Origin of the sequence: Massilia sp. UMI-21 (assembly GCA_015277795.1) — a bacterium.
GTDB lineage: Bacteria > Pseudomonadota > Gammaproteobacteria > Burkholderiales > Burkholderiaceae_D > Telluria.
In genome coordinates, this window is the sequence record CP063848.1 from 3,879,234 (window position 1) to 3,897,826 (window position 18,593).

Genomic DNA, 18,593 nt, shown 5'->3' on the forward strand with positions numbered 1-18,593 from the left:
CCTGATTAATGTGCGGCCCATTGGATCGAATTCAGGTCGATCCCTTCCTTGAACATGTCCCACAGCGGCGACAGTTCGCGCAGCTTGCCGACCTTGGCTTTCAACAGGTCGATGGCGAAGTCGATGTCTTCCTCGGTCGTGAAGCGGCCGATGGTGAAACGGATCGAGCTGTGCGCCAGCTCGTCGCTGCGGCCCAGGGCGCGCAGCACGTAGGACGGCTCCAGCGAGGCCGAGGTGCAGGCCGAGCCCGACGACACGGCCAGGTCCTTGATCGCCATGATCAGCGATTCGCCCTCGACGTAGTTGAAGGACACGTTGAGGTTGTGCGGCACGCGGTGTTCCATGTCGCCGTTGATGTAGACCTCTTCGATCTCCAGCAGGCCCTTGGCCAGGCGGTCGCGCAGCGCTTTCACGCGCTCGAGTTCCGAGGCCATTTCTTCCTTGGCGATGCGGAAGGCTTCGCCCATGCCGACGATCTGGTGGGTCGGCAGGGTGCCCGAACGCAGGCCGCGCTCGTGGCCGCCGCCGTGCATCTGCGCTTCCAGGCGCACGCGCGGCTTGCGGCGCACGTACAGGGCGCCGACGCCCTTCGGGCCGTAGGTCTTGTGCGCGGTGAAGGTCATCAGGTCGCACTTGGTTTTATTCAGGTCGATCTCGACCTTGCCGGTCGCCTGCGCGGCGTCGCAGTGGAAAATGATGCCTTTCGAGCGGCACAGTTCGCCGATGGCGTCGATCGGTTGAATGACGCCGATCTCGTTATTGACCAGCATCACCGAGACCAGGATGGTGTCCGGACGGATCGCGGCTTCCAGCTGGGCCACGGTGATCAGGCCGTTGTCCTGCGGCTCGAGGTAGGTGGCTTCGAAACCCTGGCGCTCCAGCTCGCGCACGGTGTCCAGCACGGCCTTGTGCTCGGTCTTGACGGTGATGATGTGCTTGCCCTTGGTCTTGTAGAACTGGGCGGCGCCCTTCAGGGCCAGGTTGTTCGATTCGGTCGCGCCCGAGGTCCAGATGATCTCGCGCGGATCGGCGCCGACCAGGGCGGCCACGTTGGCGCGCGCCTCTTCCACCGCCGCCTCGGCGCTCCAGCCGTACATGTGGCTGCGCGATGCCGGATTGCCGAACTGCTCGCGCAGGTAGGGAATCATCTTGTCGGCCACGCGCGGATCGATCGGGGTGGTCGCCGAATAATCCATGTAGATCGGGAAATGCGGCGCAGTCGCGAAGCTCTGCTCGATTTGTTTGTCCAAGGGCGCGTTCATCAGTTCACTCCGGTTTCGATATTGGGTGCTGCGGCGGTGCGGTGCACCACCACGACGTTCTGTTCTTTCTGCTTCTGCTGGTCGACCAGGTCTTGCAGCGAGACCGAATCGAGGTAGTCGACCATCTTGGCGTTCAGCGTGGTCCACAGCTCGTGGGTCATGCAACGGGTGCCGGAAGCAGCGTCGGCGCCGTGACAATTTTCTTTGCCGCCACACTGGGTGGCATCGAGCGGCTCGTCGACCGCGATGATGATGTCGGCCACGGTCACCTTGTCGGCCGCTCTCGCCAGGCTGTAGCCGCCGCCGGGGCCGCGGATCGAGTCGACGATCTCGTGGCGGCGCAGCTTACCGAACAATTGCTCCAGATAAGACAGCGAAATGGCCTGGCGCTGGCTGATGCCCGACAGCGTGACCGGACCATTGCCCTGGCGCAGGGCGAGGTCGATCATCGCGGTAACAGCAAAACGGCCTTTGGTGGTCAGACGCATCACAACCCCGATTAATGTAAAATCTTGCCTTAGATAAGTATTGCCTCTTTCAACCCATCGGTGCAGCGCAGCAATAGAAGCGCTTGCGCGAACCTGCCGAATGACCCGATTAGTTGATTGATTTAGTCAAGTATAGCAAATCCTGACTCACTTGTCTCGGACGCCCCCAAAACCGCGGGGCCGGCTTTTCTCCTGCTTTTCCCTTGTTTTCCCTATCGCAAGCGCAACAATTCCATCGGCCCGAACAGCGCCTGCATCCCCGCGTGCCCGATGAAGGACAGGTTGTACGGATGCTCGGCCTGGATGTGCGGCAGGCGCGCGGCTTCCGGCAGCTTGTTGAGCTGCTCGGCGATCTTTCCCCACAAGACCAGGGTGGGCGGCCGGGGCTGCTTCGCCAGGGCCGCCAGCACCGTCCGCAGGAAGGGCTGCCAGGCGCGCGCATCGATGGCGGGCGCGACATGCTTGCGGAACACCAGGGCGGCGTTCAGCAGCAGGAAGCCCTGCTCCATCATGTTGTCCTGCAGCTGGGCCAGGGTCTGGATCGTGCCGGAGCCGGCCATGCGCGCGTGCCGGGCCACTGGCGCCAGCGCGCTGCCGCCGGTGTCGCCCGCGTCCAGCCGGCCATCCGCCACCAGCAGCATCTTCATGAAGTTGCGCAGGGAGGTGGCGCGGTTGACCGGCTTGGACAGGCCCGTGTCCGACCACAGCTCGCCCACCGCCCCATCCATGAAGCAGACCCCGGTCGCGCTCTCGGCGCGCGGGTACGGCCCCTCCCCCACCAGCACGTGCGTGACCTTGTCGAGCGGCTGGGCGAAGGCGGCGAAGATCCGGCCCTCGGTGGGCAGGTAATCGTCGACGCCCAGCACCGGCAGGTAGGCCGGGTCGGCGGCGGCAACGGCCTGCAACCCGGCTTCGAGGATGGGACGCCAGGAGGCGTCGGCACGGTCGAGGGCGCCAAGCAGCGGCGTCGGAATCGGATGGTTGGACATGGCGAAATCGCAAGGCGCAAGGAGGCGGCATTGTAGCCTACGGACCGGCACATTCCCACGGTCAATCTAGCGGCCGAGTTTGGCAATTCAGGGCATGATTTTTCCACTGCCCGCTCCCGGGCCAATCACCGACAAGCAGGAGGAAACATGCAGACCATTCGAGAAGTGATGACACCCGATGTGCAAACGATTTCCCCAAAAGACACCGTGCAGCGCGCGGCGCAGATGATGGACGACCTGAATGTGGGTTCGATTCCCGTGTGCGACGGCGACAAGCTGGTGGGCATGATCACCGACCGCGACATCACGGTACGCTCGGTGGCGGCCGGCCAGTCGCCCGACCAGACCTTCGTGGCCGACGTGATGAGCACCGACGTGCGCACCTGCTTCAGCAACCAGGACATCGACGACGTGCTGGACAAGATGGGCGACGTGCAGATCCGGCGCCTGCCGGTGATCGACGAGAATTCGCAGCAGCTGGTGGGCATCGTGTCGCTGGGAGATATCGCGACCAAGACGGCGGGATCGGCGGACGAGACCCTCGATGAGATTTCGACGCCGTCCAGGCCGGATCGGTCGGAGACGCGGCATTGACGCAATCGTCGTAGGGTGGGCGGCTCCACCCTGCAGCGTGATTGGCCTGCCGCGCAATGCCGCCCACGCGTCCAAGCGGCGGGCGATCAGCCGCGCTGGCGGCGGTACCGTGATGTGAACGCGTGGGCGGCACGGCTGCCGCGTTCAATCGTCCAGCGCGGTGGAGCCGCCCACCCTACGGCTCATTCCCGGTCGGAGACGCGGCATTGACGCAATCTTCGTAGGGTGGGCGGCTCCGCCCTGCAGCGTGATTGGCCTGCCGCGCAATGCCGCCCACGCGTCCAAGCGGCGGGCGATCAGCCGCGCTGGCGGCGGTACCGTGATTTGAACGCGTGGGCGGCACGGCTGCCGCGTTCAATCGTCCAGCGCGGTGGAGCCGCCCACCCTACGGCTCACTCCGTGTCCGGCTGCCGGCTCGGATGCGCCGCCTTGAAGGCCGGCAGGTCCGCGCACAGGTCGCTGATGCGCGCAATGGTCGGGTAGGCCTCGACCGCGATGTCGAAGCGCTTTGCATTGAAGACCTGCGGCACCAGGAAGCAGTCGGCCATGGTCGGGGTGTCGCCATGGCAGAAGCTGCCCGTGCCCGGATTGCGCGCCAGGTGGGATTCCAGCGAGCGCAGGCCCTCGATGACCCAGTGGCGGTACCAGTCGGTCTTGGCCTCTTCGGACAGGCCCAGCTGCTTCACCAGGTACTTCAGCACGCGCAGGTTGTTCACCGGATGGATATCGCAGGCGATGATCTGCGCCAGTTCGCGCACCCGTGCCCGGCCCACCGCGTCCTTCGGCAGCAGCGGCACCATCGGATGCACCTCTTCCAGGTACTCGATGATGGCCATCGACTGGGTCAGCGTGAGGTTATCGTCCTGCAGCGCCGGAACCAGCCCGCTCGGGTTGACCGCCAGGTAGTCGTCCGCCAGGTGCTGGCCGCCGTCGCGCAGCAGGTGCACCGGCACCGCCTCGTAGTCGAGTCCCTTCAGGTTCAGGGCAATGCGCACCCGGTACGCGGCCGAGCTGCGAAAGTAAGTGAAGAGCTTCATGCGGGTTTCCTCTCGTCCTTCCGGTGGTAGCGCACGACTTCCTGGTCGATGGCGCCGAAGATGCTGGCGCCTTCCTGGTCGACCATCTCGATGCGCACGGTGTCACCATAGCGCAGGAAGGAGGTCGCCGGCTTGCCCTGTTCAATCGTCTCGTACATGCGCACCTCGGCCAGGCAGCAGTAGCCGACGCCGCCGCCCTCGATGCTGGAACCATGCAGGCCGCCCTGCTTGTTGGACACCGTGCCCGAGCCGATGATGCTGCCCGCGCCCAGTTCGCGCGTCATGGCGGCATGCGCCACCAGCTGGGCGAAACTGAAGCTCATGTCCTCGCCCGCGTTGGGGCGGCCGAAGGGGCTGTCGTTGAGCGTCACCAGCAGCGGCAGGTGCAGCTTGCTGTCCTGCCAGGCATCGCCCAACTCGTCAGGTGTCACCGCCACCGGCGAAAACGCGCTGGCCGGCTTCGACTGGTAGAAGCCGAAGCCCTTGCCCAGCTCGTTCGGGATCAGGTTGCGCAGCGAGACGTCGTTGACCAGCATCACCAGGCGGATCGCGCGGGCCGCTTCTTCGACCGAGGCGCCCATCGGCACGTCGCCGGTCACCACCGCGACCTCGGCCTCCAGGTCCACGCCCCACTCTTCCGACAGCACCGCGATCGGGTCGCAGGGGCCGACGAAGGAATCGGAACCGCCCTGGTACATCAGCGGATCGGTATAGAAGGAGGCCGGCACCTCGGCATTGCGCGCCTTGCGCACCAGCTCGACGTGGTTGATGTAGGCCGAACCGTCGCACCATTGGTAGGCACGCGGCAACGGCGAATGGCATGCTTCCTCGATGAAGGACTCGGCCTTGTCGGCGGTGCCGGCGTTCAGGCGCTCGTAGACCTTGTGCAACTGGGGCGCGATCTCGTCCCAGTTGTCCAGCGCGCACTGCAGCGTGCGCGCGATTTTCGGCACGGCCTGGCAGGTAACCAGGTCGCGGCTGACGACGACCAGCGTGCCGTCGCGGCCGCCGGTCTTGAGGGTGGCGAGTTTCATGGGGTTTCCTTTGCAAATAATGACTTTTCGCCATTAGAGAGCAAATCGTACTATCATTCAAACAGTATTTTTCACCCGATTTATCAGCTTATCTTATAAATCCTTTCATAAATTCACCGATGAATCCGACCTTGCGCCAGATGCGCGCGTTCGTGGCCCTGGCCAGGACGGGTAACTTTACGCTCGCCGCCCAAAGCATGCACGTGACGCAATCGGCGCTCTCGGGTTTGATCAAGGAGCTCGAGCAGACCCTGGGCGCCAAGGTGGTGGACCGCAGCACGCGCCGCGCCCTGCTCACCGACATCGGCAAGGAACTGTATCCGCTGTTCAGCCAGATGATCGAGGACCTGGACGGCGCACTGGCCAATGTCGCCGACCATACCCGCCTCAAGAAAGGGATCGTCCGGATCGCCGCGCCCCAGTTGCTGTCCTGCACCCTGATGCCGCAGGCCATGGCCGCCTACCGCGCCTTGCACCCCGACATCGAGGTCCACCTGGGCGACAGCGCGGTGGAAAGCGTGATCGCGCGGGTGTTGTCGGGCGAAGCCGACTTCGGCATCGGCCCGGAACGCGCGCCGGCGCCGCCGCTCGATGCAAAGCTGCTGTTCGAGATGCCCTTCGCGGTGGTGTTCCCGAAGGGGCACGAACTCGCAGGTGCGGCGCAGGTGCGCTGGAAAGACGTGGCGCGCTACCCGCTGATCTCGCTGCAGGGCCAGTTCACCGAGCGCCTGCTGGACGAGGTGCATGCCTCATTGCACGAACCCTTGCGCGAGGTGCCGGTCAAGCCCGCCAATGAAGTGACCTTCATGACCACCGCGCTGGCGATGGCCGCCGCCGGACTCGGGATCACGGTCTGCCTGCCCTACGCGGCGCCGCTGGCCACGCTCTACGGCCTGGAAATGCGCCCCTTGGCGGAGCCGGTGCTGACGCGCCGCTTCTTCCTCTACACGCGCCCCGGGCGCTCGCTGTCGCCGGCGGCGGAGAGTTTCATCGGCTTCCTCGACGAATTCACGAGGCAAGCGCAGGCGTAGCGCGGTCGGCTCTGCCGGCCGCGCGTTCAAGCTTGCGACAGAGCTGCCATTGCTTGGACGCGTGCACGGCGCAGCCGCGCACCCTACAATACTGCACCATGTCTCTCAATACCGTCGAAATCAACCGCCTGATGAACCGCTTCGACAGCCATGACAGCGTCTGGCTGTTCGGCTACGGTTCCCTGATCTGGAAGGCCGACTTCCCCTTCCTCGAGCGCCGCCCCGCCTCCATCGCCGGCTGGAGCCGCCGCTTCTGGCAGGGTTCGCACGACCACCGCGGCACCGAAAGCGCGCCGGGACGGGTGGCGACCCTGGCGCCGCTCGAGGGCGCCAGCTGCCACGGCATGGCCTACCTGGTCACGCCCGAGGAATTCGCCCACCTCGACCACCGCGAGAAGAACGGCTACCTGCGCCTGGCCACCGACATGACATTCGAGGACGGCAGCGTCGCGGAAGGCATCGTCTACATTGCCACGCACGACAACGCCGCCTTCCTCGGCCCGGCCAGCGAACAGGACATCGCGCGCCAGATCGCCACCGCGCGCGGCCCGAGCGGCCCCAACAGCGAATACCTGCTGGCGCTGGCCGAGGCGCTGCGCGCGCTGGGCAAGCACGACGAGCACGTGCACGCGATCGAGGCGCACCTGCGCAGCCTGCTGCCGGAGGCGTGAGCAAACACCGCGCGGCTGTCGGCCCGATGCCCGGTTCCAGGCCGGCGCAAGTGAGCTAGAATCATCGAACCATCACAAGCGCCGAGCGCGCCATAAGGAGAACGGGAATGTCCAAAAAGATGCTGGCGGTATGGTGTGTTGCCCTGCTGTCCGCGCTGCAGCCTGCCGCGGCGCAAACGAAAGCCGCCGAGCCGGCGATCCAGTACGACGCCGAGCTGGCAAAATCGCTCGGCGCCGACGAGCGCGGCATGCGTGGCTACGTGCTGGTGATCCTAAAGACCGGAACGAAAAAGATCGAAGACAAGGCCGAGCGCGCCAAGATCTTCGAGGGCCACTTCGCCAACATGGACAGGCTCGCGGCCGACAAGAAGCTGGTCCTTGCCGGCCCGCTGGACGGCAAGGAAGGCCGGCGCGGCATCTTCGTCATGGCCACGCCCGACATCGCGCAAGCCAGGACCTGGGTGGAGACCGATCCGGTCATCATCAGCGGCGAGATGGTGGCCGACTACCACCAGCTGTATGGCACGGCGGCATTGATGATGCTGAACGACGTCCACAACAAGATACAGAAGAAGCAGTAATCCACGCAGGCCGGGCCGGCGCAAGCCTGTTCTTAGAACAGGTCCAGCTGCCCCGCCGTCTTGCCACCGGCATTGCCGGCAGGGGGCGCCGCACGCGCCGGCACGGTGAGCGGCTTGCGAAACCGCGCGCCGTCCAGCATGCCGAAGCGCCCGCGATACTCCCCCATTCCCAGCCGGTCTACGGCTTTCGAAAAACGCTGGCGGATCAGGTCGGCCCACACACCCTCGCCGTGCATGCGCTGGCTGAAATCGCTGTCGTAGTCCTTGCCGCCGCGCAGGTCGCGAATGCGGTTCATGACGCGTTGGGCCCGGTCGGGGAAATGCGCCTGCAGCCATTCCTGGAACAGCGGGTTGACCTCCCAGGGCAGCCGCAGCACCGTGTAGTGCGCGCCGATGGCGCCGGCATCGTGCGCCGCTTCCAGGATGCGTTCGATCTCCGGCTCGGTGACAAAAGGAATGATGGGTGCGACGCTCACGCTGACCGGAATGCCGGCGTCGGTGAGCGTGCGAATGGTGCGCAGGCGGCGTGCCGGCGCGGCCGCACGCGGTTCCAGCGTGCGTGAAATGGCCGGGTCGAGCGTGGTCAGGGTGATCGCGGCGCAAGCCTGGCGCTGCGCCGCCATCGGGGCGATCAGGTCGATGTCGCGCTCGATCAGCGACGACTTGGTGATGAGCCCGACCGGATGCCGGCACTCGTGCAGCACCTCGAGCACCGCGCGCGTCAGGCGCCACTCACGCTCGCAAGGTTGGTAGGCGTCGGTATTGACGCCGATGGCGATGTGCTCGGGCACATAGCCCGGCCTGGCCAGCTCGCGCCGCAGCAGCTCGGCCGCGTTCACCTTGGCGAACAGGCGGCTTTCGAAGTCGAGCCCCGGCGACAGACCGAGGTAGCTGTGCGTGGGCCGGGCGAAACAATAGATGCAGCCGTGCTCGCAGCCGCGGTAGGGATTCAGCGAGACATTGAACGGGATGTCGGGCGAGGTATTGCGGGTGAGGATGCTCTTGGCCACCTCGTCGCTGACGACGGTCTTGACAGCGGATGCCGCGTCTTCGTCGCGCTCCCAGCCGTCATCGAACGCTTCGCGGCCATTGACTTCGTATCGGCCCTGCAGGTTCGACACCGCGCCGCGCCCCTTCCTTGCCGCGAGCGGACGCGGGCCGAGCATGGGCTGCTCGTCCACGGGCTGGCGCTGGCTTGCTTGAGGGCGGTCGGACACCTTGACTCCATACTGTGCATTTATACAGCATGGTACGCCTTGCCCGGCTCGATTTCAAGTCCCGCCCGACGCAGGCAGGTAAGCGGCCTGCTGCCCCACGAAGCCTTCGAAGGCGTCCAGCAGCGACTGGAAGCTCGCCCCCTCGCCTTCCAGCTGCGCCAGCGCCAGCGCCGCCGCTTCCAGCGAAGACAGCTGGTGCGGCGCATGCGCCTTGCGAATCCGGTAGTTCGACGGCGCCACGTCCTGCAATGCCAGCCGCGGCAAGCGCTGAAGAAGCGGGTTCAGGTACAGCATCTTGCGGCTCTTGCGCCAGGTGGCGTCCAGCACGACCAGGCGCAGGCGCCCGGCCTCGAGCGGCGTCCAGGCCGGCGGCGCCGGCAGGCCGGCGTCGCCCGGCGTGTCCGGGTACAGCAGCACCGGCACCCGGCCATCCGCATGCAGCAGCGCTCCCAGTTCCGCGCCATCGAAGCCTTCGCCCACCGCCACCACACTGCCGGCCACGCTCAGGTGCAGCAGGCGCGCGCTGTTCTTGGCGTTGTTCACCTCCAGCGGATGCTGCAGCACCAGCAGCGCCGCGCGCGGTTCGACGCGCGTGATCCAGCGGCAGATGCAGGCCGACCGGGCGCGCAGGCAGGTGGCGCAGCGCGCGCGCTTCACGGTGGCCTCGCTCATGGCGCGGCTCATTGCACAATCCCCCAGCCGCCGCCCAGCGCGCGGTACAGGTCGACGTGCGCCGCCAGCAGGCTGGCGCGCAGCTGCAAGACGGTGTTCTCGGCGCTGAAGGCATTGCGCTGGGCGTCCAGCTCTTCCAGGTAGGACGCGTAGCCATTGGCGTAGCGGTTGTGCGCCACGCGCAGCACTTCGAGCGCGGCCGTGCGGCGCGCCTCGGCCTCCAGCAGCTGGCGCCGCAGGCCCTCGATGGCGGCCAGCGCGTTGTCGGTTTCGGCAAAGGCGCCGCGCACCACGTTCTCGTAGGCGAACAGGGCGCGGTCACGCACCGTCCCCGCGATCTCGGCCTGGGCGCGCAGGCGGCCGCCGTCGAACAGGGGCGCCAGCACGCTGCCGCCGATGCTCCACAGCGCGACGGGCGATTGCAGCAGGCGGCCCAGGCTGGCGCCCTGCGCACCGAGCGACGCGCTCAGGCGGATCGATGGCAGCAACTGGTCGCGCGCCGCCGCCAGGCTGGCGTCGGCTGCCGCCAGCGCGCGCTCGGCCTGGGCGATGTCGGGCCGGCGCCGCAGCAGTTCGGACGGCAGGCCGGGAGCGGGCGCCGGCACGCGCACGTCCAGCAGCGGCACGCCGCGCGCGACCAGGCCCGGGCTGGCCCCGGCCAGCAAAGCCAGCGCCTGTTCCTGCTGGGCGATCGCGCGTTCCAGCTGGGGCACCACGCCGGCCGTGGCGCGCAGCTCGGCCTCGGCCTGCGACATTTCCAGGCGCGAGCTGTAGCCGACCTCGAACTGGTGGCGCGCCAGCGCGAAGGAACGCTCGCGCGAAGCCAGGGTCGCCCGCGCCAGCGCCAGCTGGGCGTCCAGCCCCAGCAGGTTGAGGTAGCCGGAAGCGGTGCTTGCCGCCACCGACAGCGCCGCCGCGTCCAGCGCGGCTTCCTGCGACAGGGCCTCGAAGCGCGCGGCCCGCGTGGTGTCGGCCAGGCGCCCGAACAGGTCGAGCTCATAGGCCGCCTGCACCGCGCCGGCCACGGAGGTCACCTCGACCGGCTGGCCGAACGGACCGATGGCGCGTGCGCGGGTCGGCCCGAAGGACAGGTTCAGCGCGGGGACGGCGGCGCTGGCCGCGACCCGCACCCGCGCCCGGTATTCCTGCAGGCGCGCGCGGGCGATGCGCAGGTCGCCGTTATTGGCCAGCGCACGTTGCACCAGGGCGCCGAGCTGCGGATCGCCGAGGGCCTGCCACCAGTCGCGCGCCACTGCCGCGTCGAACGCCGACGGCGTGCGCCAGGCCTGCGGCACCTGCAGCGTCGGCGCCGGGGCCGGCTGCGGCGCCGGCCGGGGCACGCTCGCGCAGCCGGCCAGCAGCAGCGCTGCACACGGCGCGGCAAACCGGGCGGCAAATAGCGGTGCCATCGGATACGCAGCGCGCCTCATCGCACTTCCCTGTCCGCGGCGGCGGTGTCGATGGTCGCCACCACCGACATGCCGGGCCGCAGGCGCCGCGCCAGCGGCTGGTTCGGGTCGATGCTGATCCGCACCGGGATGCGCTGGGCGATCTTGACGAAGTTGCCGGTCGCATTGTCGGGCGTGATCACCGAGAATTCGGAGCCGGTCGCCGGCGCGATCCGTTCCACGCGGCCGCGCAAGCCCGCGTCGCCCAGGGCGTCCACCGTGAAGCGCACCGGCTGGCCCAGGCGCACGTTCGCCATCTGCGTTTCCTTCAGGTTGGCGATCACCCACAGCGCGTCCGGCACCAGGGCCGTGAGCTGGGCGCCGGCATTGACGAATGCGCCCTGGCGCACCGTCACCTGCCCCAGCTGGCCGTCGCGCGGCGCCACGATCCGGGTGTTCGACAGCGCGATCTCGGCCAGCCTGAGCTGCGCTTCGGCGTTGGCCACCGCGGCCTCCAGCGCGGTGCGGTTCACGCCCACCGAGCGCTGGTTCTGGCGCGCGATCTCGAGAGCCGCCCTGGCCTGGTCGCGCGCGGCCGCCGCCTGCGCACGGGCGGCGCGCGCGGCGTCGCGTTCGCGCGCCGACAGCGAACCGTCGGCCGCCAGTTGCTCCACCCGCCGCAGGTCGGCCTCGGCGCGCCGCGCCTGCGCTTCGCCCGCGGCCAGGGTCGCCCGGCTCTGCTCGATCGCGGCCTGGGCGCTGCGCTTGCTCTGCGCGTCGTTCTCGAGCGCGGCGCGGCGCGTGGCCAGTTCGGCGCGCGCCTGCGCCAGGCGCTGGATCGGAATACGGTCGTCGATGCGCAGCAACAGCTCGCCCTCGCGCACGGTCTGGAAATCCTGCACCAGCACTTGCGCCACATAGCCGCTCAACTGGGGACTGATGATGGTCACCTGCCCGGCCACCCGCGCGTTCTCGGTGCTCTGCAGCGCGCTGCGGAAGGGCGGCAGCTTCCAGGCGTAGAGCACCAGCAGCACCCCGGCCAGGGCGATGGCGCCGAAGGCCAGTGCGCTCAGCAGGATGCGGCGCGAACGTTTGTTGGCAGGTCTCGTGGATGGTTCTGGCATGTCAGTCGGTCACGGGTTCGGGTGGCGGCGGCGCCCCGGGCGGCGGCGCTGCGGGCACCGGTTTCAAGGCGGGGAAATAGTGCAGCCATAGCGCGTGCAGGAAGATCCATGCGGCGCTGGCGGCGGCGAGTGCGGAAAGGACGAGAAAGACGTCGTTATAGGCCAGGATGTTGGCCTCGCGGGTGGCGCTGGCGGCCAGCGAGGCGACGCCCTGGCGGGTACGCGCGGCCGGGTCGGCCAGCACCTGCCCCACCGCGGCGGCGCCGGCCTGGATGCGGCTGGCCACCAGCGGATCGAGGCTGCTCAAGTGCTCGACGATGATCGAGGAATGGTATTTTTCCCGCAAAACCTGGAAGCTGCCGACGATGGCCGAACCGAGCAGGCCGCCCAGGTTCTGGGTCAGGCCGAACAGCACCGAGAAGCTGATCAGGTTGGCGGGATTGGCGATCACGGTGCCGATCAGCGAAATCACCAGCGGCCCCAGAAACAGCGTGCCGCCGAACGCGAGCAGGCTCTGGCTCAGGTACATCTGCTCGGGGCGGGTCTGGTTGGTGGCGTGGGCGTCGAGCCAGGCGCCCAGCGCCATGAGCAGCAGCGAGATCACTTGCGGCGCCATCAGGTGGTTGACGTTGACCGTCAGCGCCGAGACGACCACGCCGGCGATGGTCGCGCACAGCACGATGGCGTACAGGGTCTGCAGCTGGTCGTTGTCCAGCCCCACCATGCGCAGGAAGCCGACCGCGCCCACGCTCTGTTCGGACAGCACGATGCGCACCAGCACCATCGACAGCGCCAGGCGCGCGATGTTCGCGCTGGTGAAGAAGCGCAGGTTCAGCAGCGGGTTGGCGCGGTTGTGCTCGACGCAGATGGCGGCCGCCAGCAGCACGATCGAGGCGGCCAGCGCCACGCCGATCCAGGGCGTCTCGAACCACCACAGCACCCGTCCGAAGCTCAGCACCGCGCACAGCAGCGCCATGCCGGGCGCGAACAGGGAAAAGGTGACGAAATCCATCGGGCGGAAGGCCTTGAAGCGGTCGCCCGGCGGCAGCTTGAGCAGCAGCACCGCGCCGAGCGAGACCACGGCCAGCCCGAGTTCGAACATGTACAGGCCGCGCCACTCGGCGATCTGGAGCAGGTCGTTCGAAAAAATGTAGGCCAGCGGCAGCGCCAGCTGGGCACAGCCCATGGCCAGCGCCACCCCGCGCAGGCGCCACGCCTTCTTGAAGGCCTGCAGCACGTAGTACAGGCCGAGCGGCGACACCGCCGCCGCCAGCATGCCATGGGCGGCGCGCACCGCGATCGCCGAGCCGAGGTCGTTGACGAACAGGTGGGCAAAGGTCACCAGGGCGTACAGCACCAGGAAGATTTCGGTAAACAGGCGCAGCCCGAACTGCTGGCGGAACTTCACCAGCAGCAGGTTCATCGAGGCGTTGGCCATCACGTAGGCGGCCGGCAGCCAGGCGGTTTCGGTGGAATAGACGCCCAACACGCCCTGCAGGTTGACCAGGTTGACGGCCACCAAAGCATTGCCCAGGCCGCCGGTGATGGTGATCAGGATGCCGACGAAGAGATAGGCGAAACGCAGCGGAGTCGGATGGGCGGGCGTGGACGGCGAGCCCGGCAGCATCGGCTTCTCGTCGGGCGCCCATTCGCGCGGCGCGTACTTGCTCATCCGATCATCCCTCACCTCTCTTGCCAGGTTTGCATGATAACCGCTCAGGAAAAACCGCGTCGAACCGTAGACACTTTGGCACGCCGAAAAAATTTACCTCCAGAGTTGCCACAACGAGTATTGATCTGCGTTTTCTACGTACCTAGAATCAACTCATGCCATGCGGAAAGTGTTCCGTATTTGCTTCACCGTAGCCGAAACAGAGTCAACATGGTCCCACGCTTTACGCTTCGCAACCTGCTTGCCGCCCTCCTCGCGGCTGCCGCCATGATCCCCGGGATCGCCGTGCAGCAGGAGTTGCAACTTGATCATCGCATGAACGAGCATATCGAGCAGGTACCTGCCGGTCCGCAGGGCCGCGCCATGCTCGAGACCACGGTGTTCCAGCCGAACGGCCCGGGCCCCTTCCCGCTCATCATCATCAACCACGGCAAGGATCCGGGCCGCCCGAACCTGCAGCCGCGCGACCGCTTCTATCACATGGCCACCGCCTTCGTGAAACGCGGCTACGCGGTGATGGTGCCGATGCGCCAGGGCTTCGCCAACTCGACCGGCCGCTACCGCGACTACGGCTGCGACATGACCGCCAACGGCTACGCCCAGGCGGACGACATCGCCGCCACCCTCGCCTACGCGCGCCAGCAGAAATGGGTCGATGCGGGCCGCATCGTGGTCGCCGGCCAGTCCTACGGGGGCCTGGCGACCATCGCGCTCGGCACCAGGGAGCTGCCGGGCGTGCGCGGCCTGCTCAACTTCGCCGGCGGCCTGCGCGACGACAGCGACCGCTGCGCCTGGCGCTCGGCGCTGGTGGCCGCCTTCACGGAATACGGCGGGAAATCCAGGCTGCCGACCCTGTGGATGTATGGCGAGAACGACTCCCTGTTCGGGCCGGAACTGGCGCAGCGCATGCATGCGGCCTTCGCGGGCTCGGGCGGGCGCGGCCGCCTGGTCGAGTTCCCCGCCTTCAAGCGCGATTCGCACGGCATGCTGGCCAGCCGCGACGGCGAAAAGGTATGGCTGGACGACACCATGCGCTTCCTGGCGCAGGTCGGCATGCCGACCGAGGTGATCCACGACGTGCCGCCGCCGCCGAGCCCGGCGCGTACCGATTACGCGCAGGTCGACGACGTCAAGGCCGTGCCCTTCCTGTCCGAGAACGGCCGCCGCGCCTACCAGGAATACCTGGGCAAGATGACCCCGCGCGCCTTCGCGGTGTCGCCGAGCGGCGCCTGGACGTGGGCCGAGGAAGGCGAAGACCCGGATGGCCGCGCACTAAGCACCTGCACCGCCAAGAGCAAGGAGCCGTGCCGCCTGTACTCGGTGGACGACTACGTGGTCTGGACCGGCGACATCGACCAGGCCGAGAAGGCATCGATGACCGCCTCGCTCGCGCCGGCGCCAAAGCCGGCGCCGGATCCGGACGCCTCGGCGCCGAGCACCTCGATCGGTTCCAACAAGGCCACCAATCAGCTGCGCTAGGGTGGGCGGGGCAAGACCTGCCTGAACCTGCGCTCCACCCATCCCTGTCACCGCATGCTCGGCGGCGCCGAACATCCTACTGTCAAGCAACTTGCGCACTGTTTCAGTGCGTAAAATCCGGCACCCGCCAGAATGCCGACCCAGCGCAAACCGCGCACGGCCCGCAGCTCCGACAATGGTCCTGACGCCTCACCGGAGAATTGCATGTTTCGCATCGCTCACGCCCTGCTCGCGCTGCTTGCGCTGTGCACCTGCGTGCCCGCGCCTGCCGCGGCGGCGGCCGACCGCAACAACGACCCCGTCATCCTGGTCCACGGCTTCCTCGGCTTCGGCCCGGACACCTTCCAGCACAGCGGCTTCAACTACTGGGGTGGCTACGGCGACATCGCCTCGCACATGCAGGTCTACCGCGGCCCGCATACGGTGTTCGCGGCCGTGGTGGGGCCGGTCAGTTCCAACTGGGACCGCGCGGCCGACCTGTACGCCCAGATCAAGGGCGGTTGCGTCGACTACGGCGCCGCCCACGTGCGCAAGTATGGCCTGCCGGGCCAGCAGCAGAAGCCCGCCGGCAAGTGCTGGGCCGCCGACCCCGGGAACAACCCCGAGAACTACCCGCTCGCGCTCTACCCGGCCTGGGACGCCGGGCACCCGCTCCACTTCATCGGCCACAGCCAGGGCGGCACGACCATCCGCGCCCTGGTCGAGCTACTGGAACACGGCTCGCCCGACGACGAAGGCGGGCACACGCTGTTCAAGGGGGGCAAGCTGGGCTGGGTGCGCAGCGTGACGACGATCTCGACGCCGCACAACGGCACCACCTTCGCCGACGCGGTGCTGAACGTGGCGCCGCCGCTGCAAACGCCGCTGCTTCAATGGGCAACCGAGCTGCTCAGGCACCGCTGGGCCAACTGGGAGATGTCGCCGGACGGCGCGCGCGCGTTCAATGCCTGGGCGCGCACCTCGCCACACATCTATTACTACTCGGTGGGGACGATGGCGACCGAGGCCGGCAGCTGGTGCTGCAACGGGACCGACCGCGCGATCGCCCCGATCCAGACGGTCGCCAACCAGTACCCGCGGCGCGACATGATCCCCGCCTTCAAGGGCATGGCGGGCGAATGGATCGTGCCCTCGGCCCTGCAGCACGGAATGGGCGGCTACACCCAGCAGGCCCCGGGGCGGGTGCGCATCGACCGCGAGTGGTTCGCCAACGACGGGGTGGTGAACACGACCAGCATGCGCGCACCAAGCGGGCATCCGGTACGCGACTACGACGGCAAACCGGTCAAGGGAACATGGAACTACCTGGGGACTTACCGCGGCTACGACCACTTCGACATCCTGAACTGGCCGAATCCGGGGCCGTCGGCGAATCCGGTGTACGAGCGGATCAGCGACATCATTTTCGGCCTCTAGCACGCGCCGCGGCAGCGCTCAAAGCACGGTGCGCAGCCCCCGCGCCAGGTCCGACAGGCGATACGGCTTGCTCACGAAGGTGAAGTCCCCCAGCCGGTACTGGTCCAGCTTGAGCGCCGGCTGCGGATACCCCGAAGCCAGCATCACCTTGACGCCCGGGTAGTTCTCGCGCGTGTATTCGGCCAGCTCGATGCCGTTGACGCCGTGCGGCATGACGATGTCGGTGAACAGGATGTCGACGTCGCGGCTGGCCAGCACGCTCATGGCTTCCTGGCCGCTGGCGGCGGTGGTGACGTCGTAGCCCATGCTCTGGAACAGCGCCGAGGCCACGTCGAGCAAGTCCGGCTCGTCCTCGACGATCAGCACCGTCTCGGAATCGCCGTGCGAAGCCTCGCGGTCTTGCGTGGCCGTTGCCGGCAGGTAGATCGCGATCGTGGTGCCCTCGCCCAGCTTGCTCCGGATGAGCACCTCGCCGCCCGACTGCTTGATGAATCCATATACCTGCGACAGGCCCAGGCCGGTGCCCTTGCCGGTTTCCTTGGTGGTGTAGAAGGGTTCGAAGGCGCGCTGCACCGTGTCCGGCGTCATGCCGGTGCCGGTATCGGTCACCGATGTGCATACGTAAGGCCCCGGCGCCAGCTCCGCCACTTCGCCTTGCCGCAGCGCCACCGCCGCGGTGTCGATCGTCAGCCTGCCGCCGTCCGGCATGGCGTCGCGCGCGTTCACCACCAGGTTGAGCAGGGCCGATTCGAAGCGGGCGGCATCGACCACCGCACTGCCGGCCTGCGGGTCGAGCCTGAATTCGAACTCGATGCCGCTGTGCCCGGCGCGCCGCAGCACCGACTCGAAGCCCGAGATCAGTCGGTTGATGCTGCGCGTCTCGGGCTGCAGCGGCTGCTGGCGGGCGAAGGCCAGCAGCTGCTGGGTGAGCGTGGCGCCGCGGTCGATCGCGCGCCGCATGCTGTCGAGCGTCTTGACGTCGCTGCCGCCCTGGCGGCTCATGCTCAGCACCTCGAGGCCGCTGGCCAGCACCGACAGCAGGTTGTTGAAGTCGTGTGCGACGCCGCCGGTGAGCTGGCCGATCGACTCCATCTTCTGCGACTGGAACAAGGCCAGCTGCGCCTGCTCGAGCGCTTCCTGGGCCTGCTTCTTTTCGGTGAGGTCGCGCGTGATCTTGGCAAAGCCCAGCAGGCTGCCTTCGTCGTCATGGACCGCGTCGATGATGACGTGCGCCCAGAAGCGGGTGCCGTCCTTGCGCACACGCCAGCCCTCGGCTTCGTAGCGCCCTTCGCGGGCGGCCGTCCCCAGCGCGCGCGCCGGCAGGCCGCCGTCGCGGTCTTCGTCGGTGTAGAAGCGCGAGAAGTGGCTGCCGATGATCTCGGCGAACGAATAACCCTTGATGCGCTCGGCGCCGACGTTCCAGTTGGTCACCGTGCCTTCCGGGGACAGCATGTAGATCGCGTAATCGGTGACGCCCTGCACCAGCAGCCGGAAGCGCTGCTCGCTGTCGCGCAGCGCGTCCTCGGCCAGCTTTTTCTGGGTGACGTCGCGGGTGATCTTGGCATAGCCCAGCAGGTTGCGGTGCTCGTCGTAGATCGGATCGATCACCACGTGGGCCCAGAAGCGGGTGCCGTCCTTGCGCACGCGCCAGCCTTCGGCCTCGTATTTTCCCTGTTCGAGGGCTTGCGCCAGCGCCCGCGCCGGCAACCCGCTGCCGCGGTCTTCGGGTGTGTAGAAGCGCGAGAAGTGCTCGCGCAGGATCTCGTGCGGCCGGTACCCCTTGAAACGCTGGGCGCCGGCATTCCAGCTGGCGATGTGGCCCGACGGATCGAGCATGTAGATGGCGTAGTCGCTGATGCCGGCGATGAGGTACTGGAACCGCTGCTCGTCGGTCAAGGGTGGCTTGTCGTGGTCTTGCGTGTTCATGAGCCGAGACGC

General features: G+C 67.6%; 17 protein-coding genes. 6 read left to right on the forward strand and 11 right to left on the reverse strand.

Annotated features, from left to right (window positions below; genetic code table 11):
• Positions 1–5: 5 nt before the first annotated feature.
• The 3 genes from IM543_17070 to IM543_17080 all read right to left on the reverse strand — a co-directional run bounded on the left by IM543_17070 (position 6) and on the right by IM543_17080 (position 2,739).
• Positions 6–1,262, reverse strand: coding sequence for an IscS subfamily cysteine desulfurase (locus IM543_17070; GenBank protein ID QOY93266.1), 1,257 nt, complete (start codon positions 1,260–1,262; stop codon positions 6–8).
• On the reverse strand, positions 1,262–1,750 hold the full coding sequence (gene iscR / locus IM543_17075) for a Fe-S cluster assembly transcriptional regulator IscR (protein QOY93267.1): 489 nt from the start codon (positions 1,748–1,750) through the stop codon (positions 1,262–1,264). The genes IM543_17070 and iscR overlap by 1 nt, the downstream gene beginning before the upstream one ends.
• Before the next feature lie 212 nt (positions 1,751–1,962).
• Positions 1,963–2,739 (reverse strand): uracil-DNA glycosylase, encoded by a 777-nt coding sequence (locus tag IM543_17080; protein ID QOY93268.1) that lies wholly within the window; start codon positions 2,737–2,739, stop codon positions 1,963–1,965.
• A 147-nt stretch (positions 2,740–2,886) separates the two neighbouring features.
• On the opposite strand from IM543_17080, the gene IM543_17085 reads away from it, so the two are divergent.
• A complete protein-coding gene (locus IM543_17085) occupies positions 2,887–3,333 on the forward strand; it encodes a CBS domain-containing protein (protein ID QOY93269.1) in 447 nt (148 codons plus the stop codon).
• A gap of 392 nt (positions 3,334–3,725) precedes the next feature.
• Here the strand turns inward: IM543_17085 and maiA are convergent, their stop codons facing one another.
• Both maiA and IM543_17095 read right to left on the reverse strand, forming a co-directional pair.
• On the reverse strand, positions 3,726–4,370 hold the full coding sequence (maiA, locus tag IM543_17090) for a maleylacetoacetate isomerase (GenBank protein QOY93270.1): 645 nt from the start codon (positions 4,368–4,370) through the stop codon (positions 3,726–3,728).
• Positions 4,367–5,404, reverse strand: a complete 1,038-nt coding sequence (locus IM543_17095) for a fumarylacetoacetate hydrolase family protein (GenBank protein QOY93271.1) — start codon at positions 5,402–5,404, stop codon at positions 4,367–4,369. The genes maiA and IM543_17095 overlap by 4 nt, the downstream gene beginning before the upstream one ends.
• A 119-nt stretch (positions 5,405–5,523) precedes the next feature.
• Here IM543_17095 and IM543_17100 point away from each other — a divergent pair, with 119 nt between their 5' ends.
• The 3 genes from IM543_17100 to IM543_17110 all read left to right on the forward strand — a co-directional run bounded on the left by IM543_17100 (position 5,524) and on the right by IM543_17110 (position 7,687).
• Complete coding sequence (locus tag IM543_17100) at positions 5,524–6,435, forward strand: LysR family transcriptional regulator (protein ID QOY93272.1); 912 nt, start codon at positions 5,524–5,526, stop codon at positions 6,433–6,435.
• A 98-nt stretch (positions 6,436–6,533) separates the two neighbouring features.
• Positions 6,534–7,106 (forward strand): gamma-glutamylcyclotransferase, encoded by a 573-nt coding sequence (locus tag IM543_17105; GenBank protein ID QOY93273.1) that lies wholly within the window; start codon positions 6,534–6,536, stop codon positions 7,104–7,106.
• A gap of 107 nt (positions 7,107–7,213) precedes the next feature.
• Positions 7,214–7,687, forward strand: a complete 474-nt coding sequence (locus IM543_17110) for a hypothetical protein (GenBank protein ID QOY93274.1) — start codon at positions 7,214–7,216, stop codon at positions 7,685–7,687.
• 32 nt (positions 7,688–7,719) lie between these two features.
• On the opposite strand, the gene IM543_17115 is transcribed toward IM543_17110, so the two are convergent.
• From IM543_17115 to IM543_17135, 5 genes are all read right to left on the reverse strand, one after another.
• On the reverse strand, positions 7,720–8,853 hold the full coding sequence (locus IM543_17115; GenBank protein QOY96728.1) for a PA0069 family radical SAM protein: 1,134 nt from the start codon (positions 8,851–8,853) through the stop codon (positions 7,720–7,722).
• A 105-nt stretch (positions 8,854–8,958) separates the two neighbouring features.
• Entirely contained in the window at positions 8,959–9,576 is a 618-nt protein-coding gene (locus tag IM543_17120; GenBank protein QOY93275.1) for a DTW domain-containing protein, read from the reverse strand.
• 8 nt (positions 9,577–9,584) lie between these two features.
• Entirely contained in the window at positions 9,585–10,985 is a 1,401-nt protein-coding gene (locus tag IM543_17125) for an efflux transporter outer membrane subunit (GenBank protein ID QOY93276.1), read from the reverse strand.
• A 17-nt stretch (positions 10,986–11,002) separates the two neighbouring features.
• Positions 11,003–12,088: an HlyD family secretion protein gene (locus IM543_17130; protein QOY93277.1), complete on the reverse strand. Its 1,086-nt coding sequence runs from the start codon at positions 12,086–12,088 to the stop codon at positions 11,003–11,005.
• Position 12,089: 1 nt separating this feature from the next.
• Positions 12,090–13,760, reverse strand: coding sequence for an MFS transporter (locus IM543_17135; GenBank protein ID QOY93278.1), 1,671 nt, complete (start codon positions 13,758–13,760; stop codon positions 12,090–12,092).
• Between the two features lie 315 nt (positions 13,761–14,075).
• Here IM543_17135 and IM543_17140 point away from each other — a divergent pair, with 315 nt between their 5' ends.
• Both IM543_17140 and IM543_17145 read left to right on the forward strand, forming a co-directional pair.
• Complete coding sequence (locus IM543_17140) at positions 14,076–15,239, forward strand: prolyl oligopeptidase family serine peptidase (protein QOY96729.1); 1,164 nt, start codon at positions 14,076–14,078, stop codon at positions 15,237–15,239.
• A 204-nt stretch (positions 15,240–15,443) separates the two neighbouring features.
• On the forward strand, positions 15,444–16,655 hold the full coding sequence (locus IM543_17145) for a hypothetical protein (protein QOY93279.1): 1,212 nt from the start codon (positions 15,444–15,446) through the stop codon (positions 16,653–16,655).
• A gap of 18 nt (positions 16,656–16,673) precedes the next feature.
• Here the strand turns inward: IM543_17145 and IM543_17150 are convergent, their stop codons facing one another.
• Positions 16,674–18,581, reverse strand: coding sequence for a PAS domain S-box protein (locus tag IM543_17150; protein ID QOY93280.1), 1,908 nt, complete (start codon positions 18,579–18,581; stop codon positions 16,674–16,676).
• Between the last annotated feature and the right edge of the window lie 12 nt (positions 18,582–18,593).

Bases quoted from the DNA above. Each gene is read 5' to 3' on its own strand.
- IM543_17070 (QOY93266.1), bottom strand. From the start codon at position 1,262: ATGAACGCGCCCTTGGACAAACAAATCGAGCAGAGCTTCGCGACTGCG.
- iscR (QOY93267.1), bottom strand. From the start codon at position 1,750: ATGCGTCTGACCACCAAAGGCCGTTTTGCTGTTACCGCGATGATCGAC.
- IM543_17080 (QOY93268.1), bottom strand. From the start codon at position 2,739: ATGTCCAACCATCCGATTCCGACGCCGCTGCTTGGCGCCCTCGACCGT.
- IM543_17085 (QOY93269.1), top strand. From the start codon at position 2,887: ATGCAGACCATTCGAGAAGTGATGACACCCGATGTGCAAACGATTTCC.
- maiA (QOY93270.1), bottom strand. From the start codon at position 4,370: ATGAAGCTCTTCACTTACTTTCGCAGCTCGGCCGCGTACCGGGTGCGC.
- IM543_17095 (QOY93271.1), bottom strand. From the start codon at position 5,404: ATGAAACTCGCCACCCTCAAGACCGGCGGCCGCGACGGCACGCTGGTC.
- IM543_17100 (QOY93272.1), top strand. From the start codon at position 5,524: ATGAATCCGACCTTGCGCCAGATGCGCGCGTTCGTGGCCCTGGCCAGG.
- IM543_17105 (QOY93273.1), top strand. From the start codon at position 6,534: ATGTCTCTCAATACCGTCGAAATCAACCGCCTGATGAACCGCTTCGAC.
- IM543_17110 (QOY93274.1), top strand. From the start codon at position 7,214: ATGTCCAAAAAGATGCTGGCGGTATGGTGTGTTGCCCTGCTGTCCGCG.
- IM543_17115 (QOY96728.1), bottom strand. From the start codon at position 8,853: ATGCTCGGCCCGCGTCCGCTCGCGGCAAGGAAGGGGCGCGGCGCGGTG.
- IM543_17120 (QOY93275.1), bottom strand. From the start codon at position 9,576: ATGAGCGAGGCCACCGTGAAGCGCGCGCGCTGCGCCACCTGCCTGCGC.
- IM543_17125 (QOY93276.1), bottom strand. From the start codon at position 10,985: ATGGCACCGCTATTTGCCGCCCGGTTTGCCGCGCCGTGTGCAGCGCTG.
- IM543_17130 (QOY93277.1), bottom strand. From the start codon at position 12,088: ATGCCAGAACCATCCACGAGACCTGCCAACAAACGTTCGCGCCGCATC.
- IM543_17135 (QOY93278.1), bottom strand. From the start codon at position 13,760: ATGAGCAAGTACGCGCCGCGCGAATGGGCGCCCGACGAGAAGCCGATG.
- IM543_17140 (QOY96729.1), top strand. From the start codon at position 14,076: ATGAACGAGCATATCGAGCAGGTACCTGCCGGTCCGCAGGGCCGCGCC.
- IM543_17145 (QOY93279.1), top strand. From the start codon at position 15,444: ATGTTTCGCATCGCTCACGCCCTGCTCGCGCTGCTTGCGCTGTGCACC.
- IM543_17150 (QOY93280.1), bottom strand. From the start codon at position 18,581: ATGAACACGCAAGACCACGACAAGCCACCCTTGACCGACGAGCAGCGG.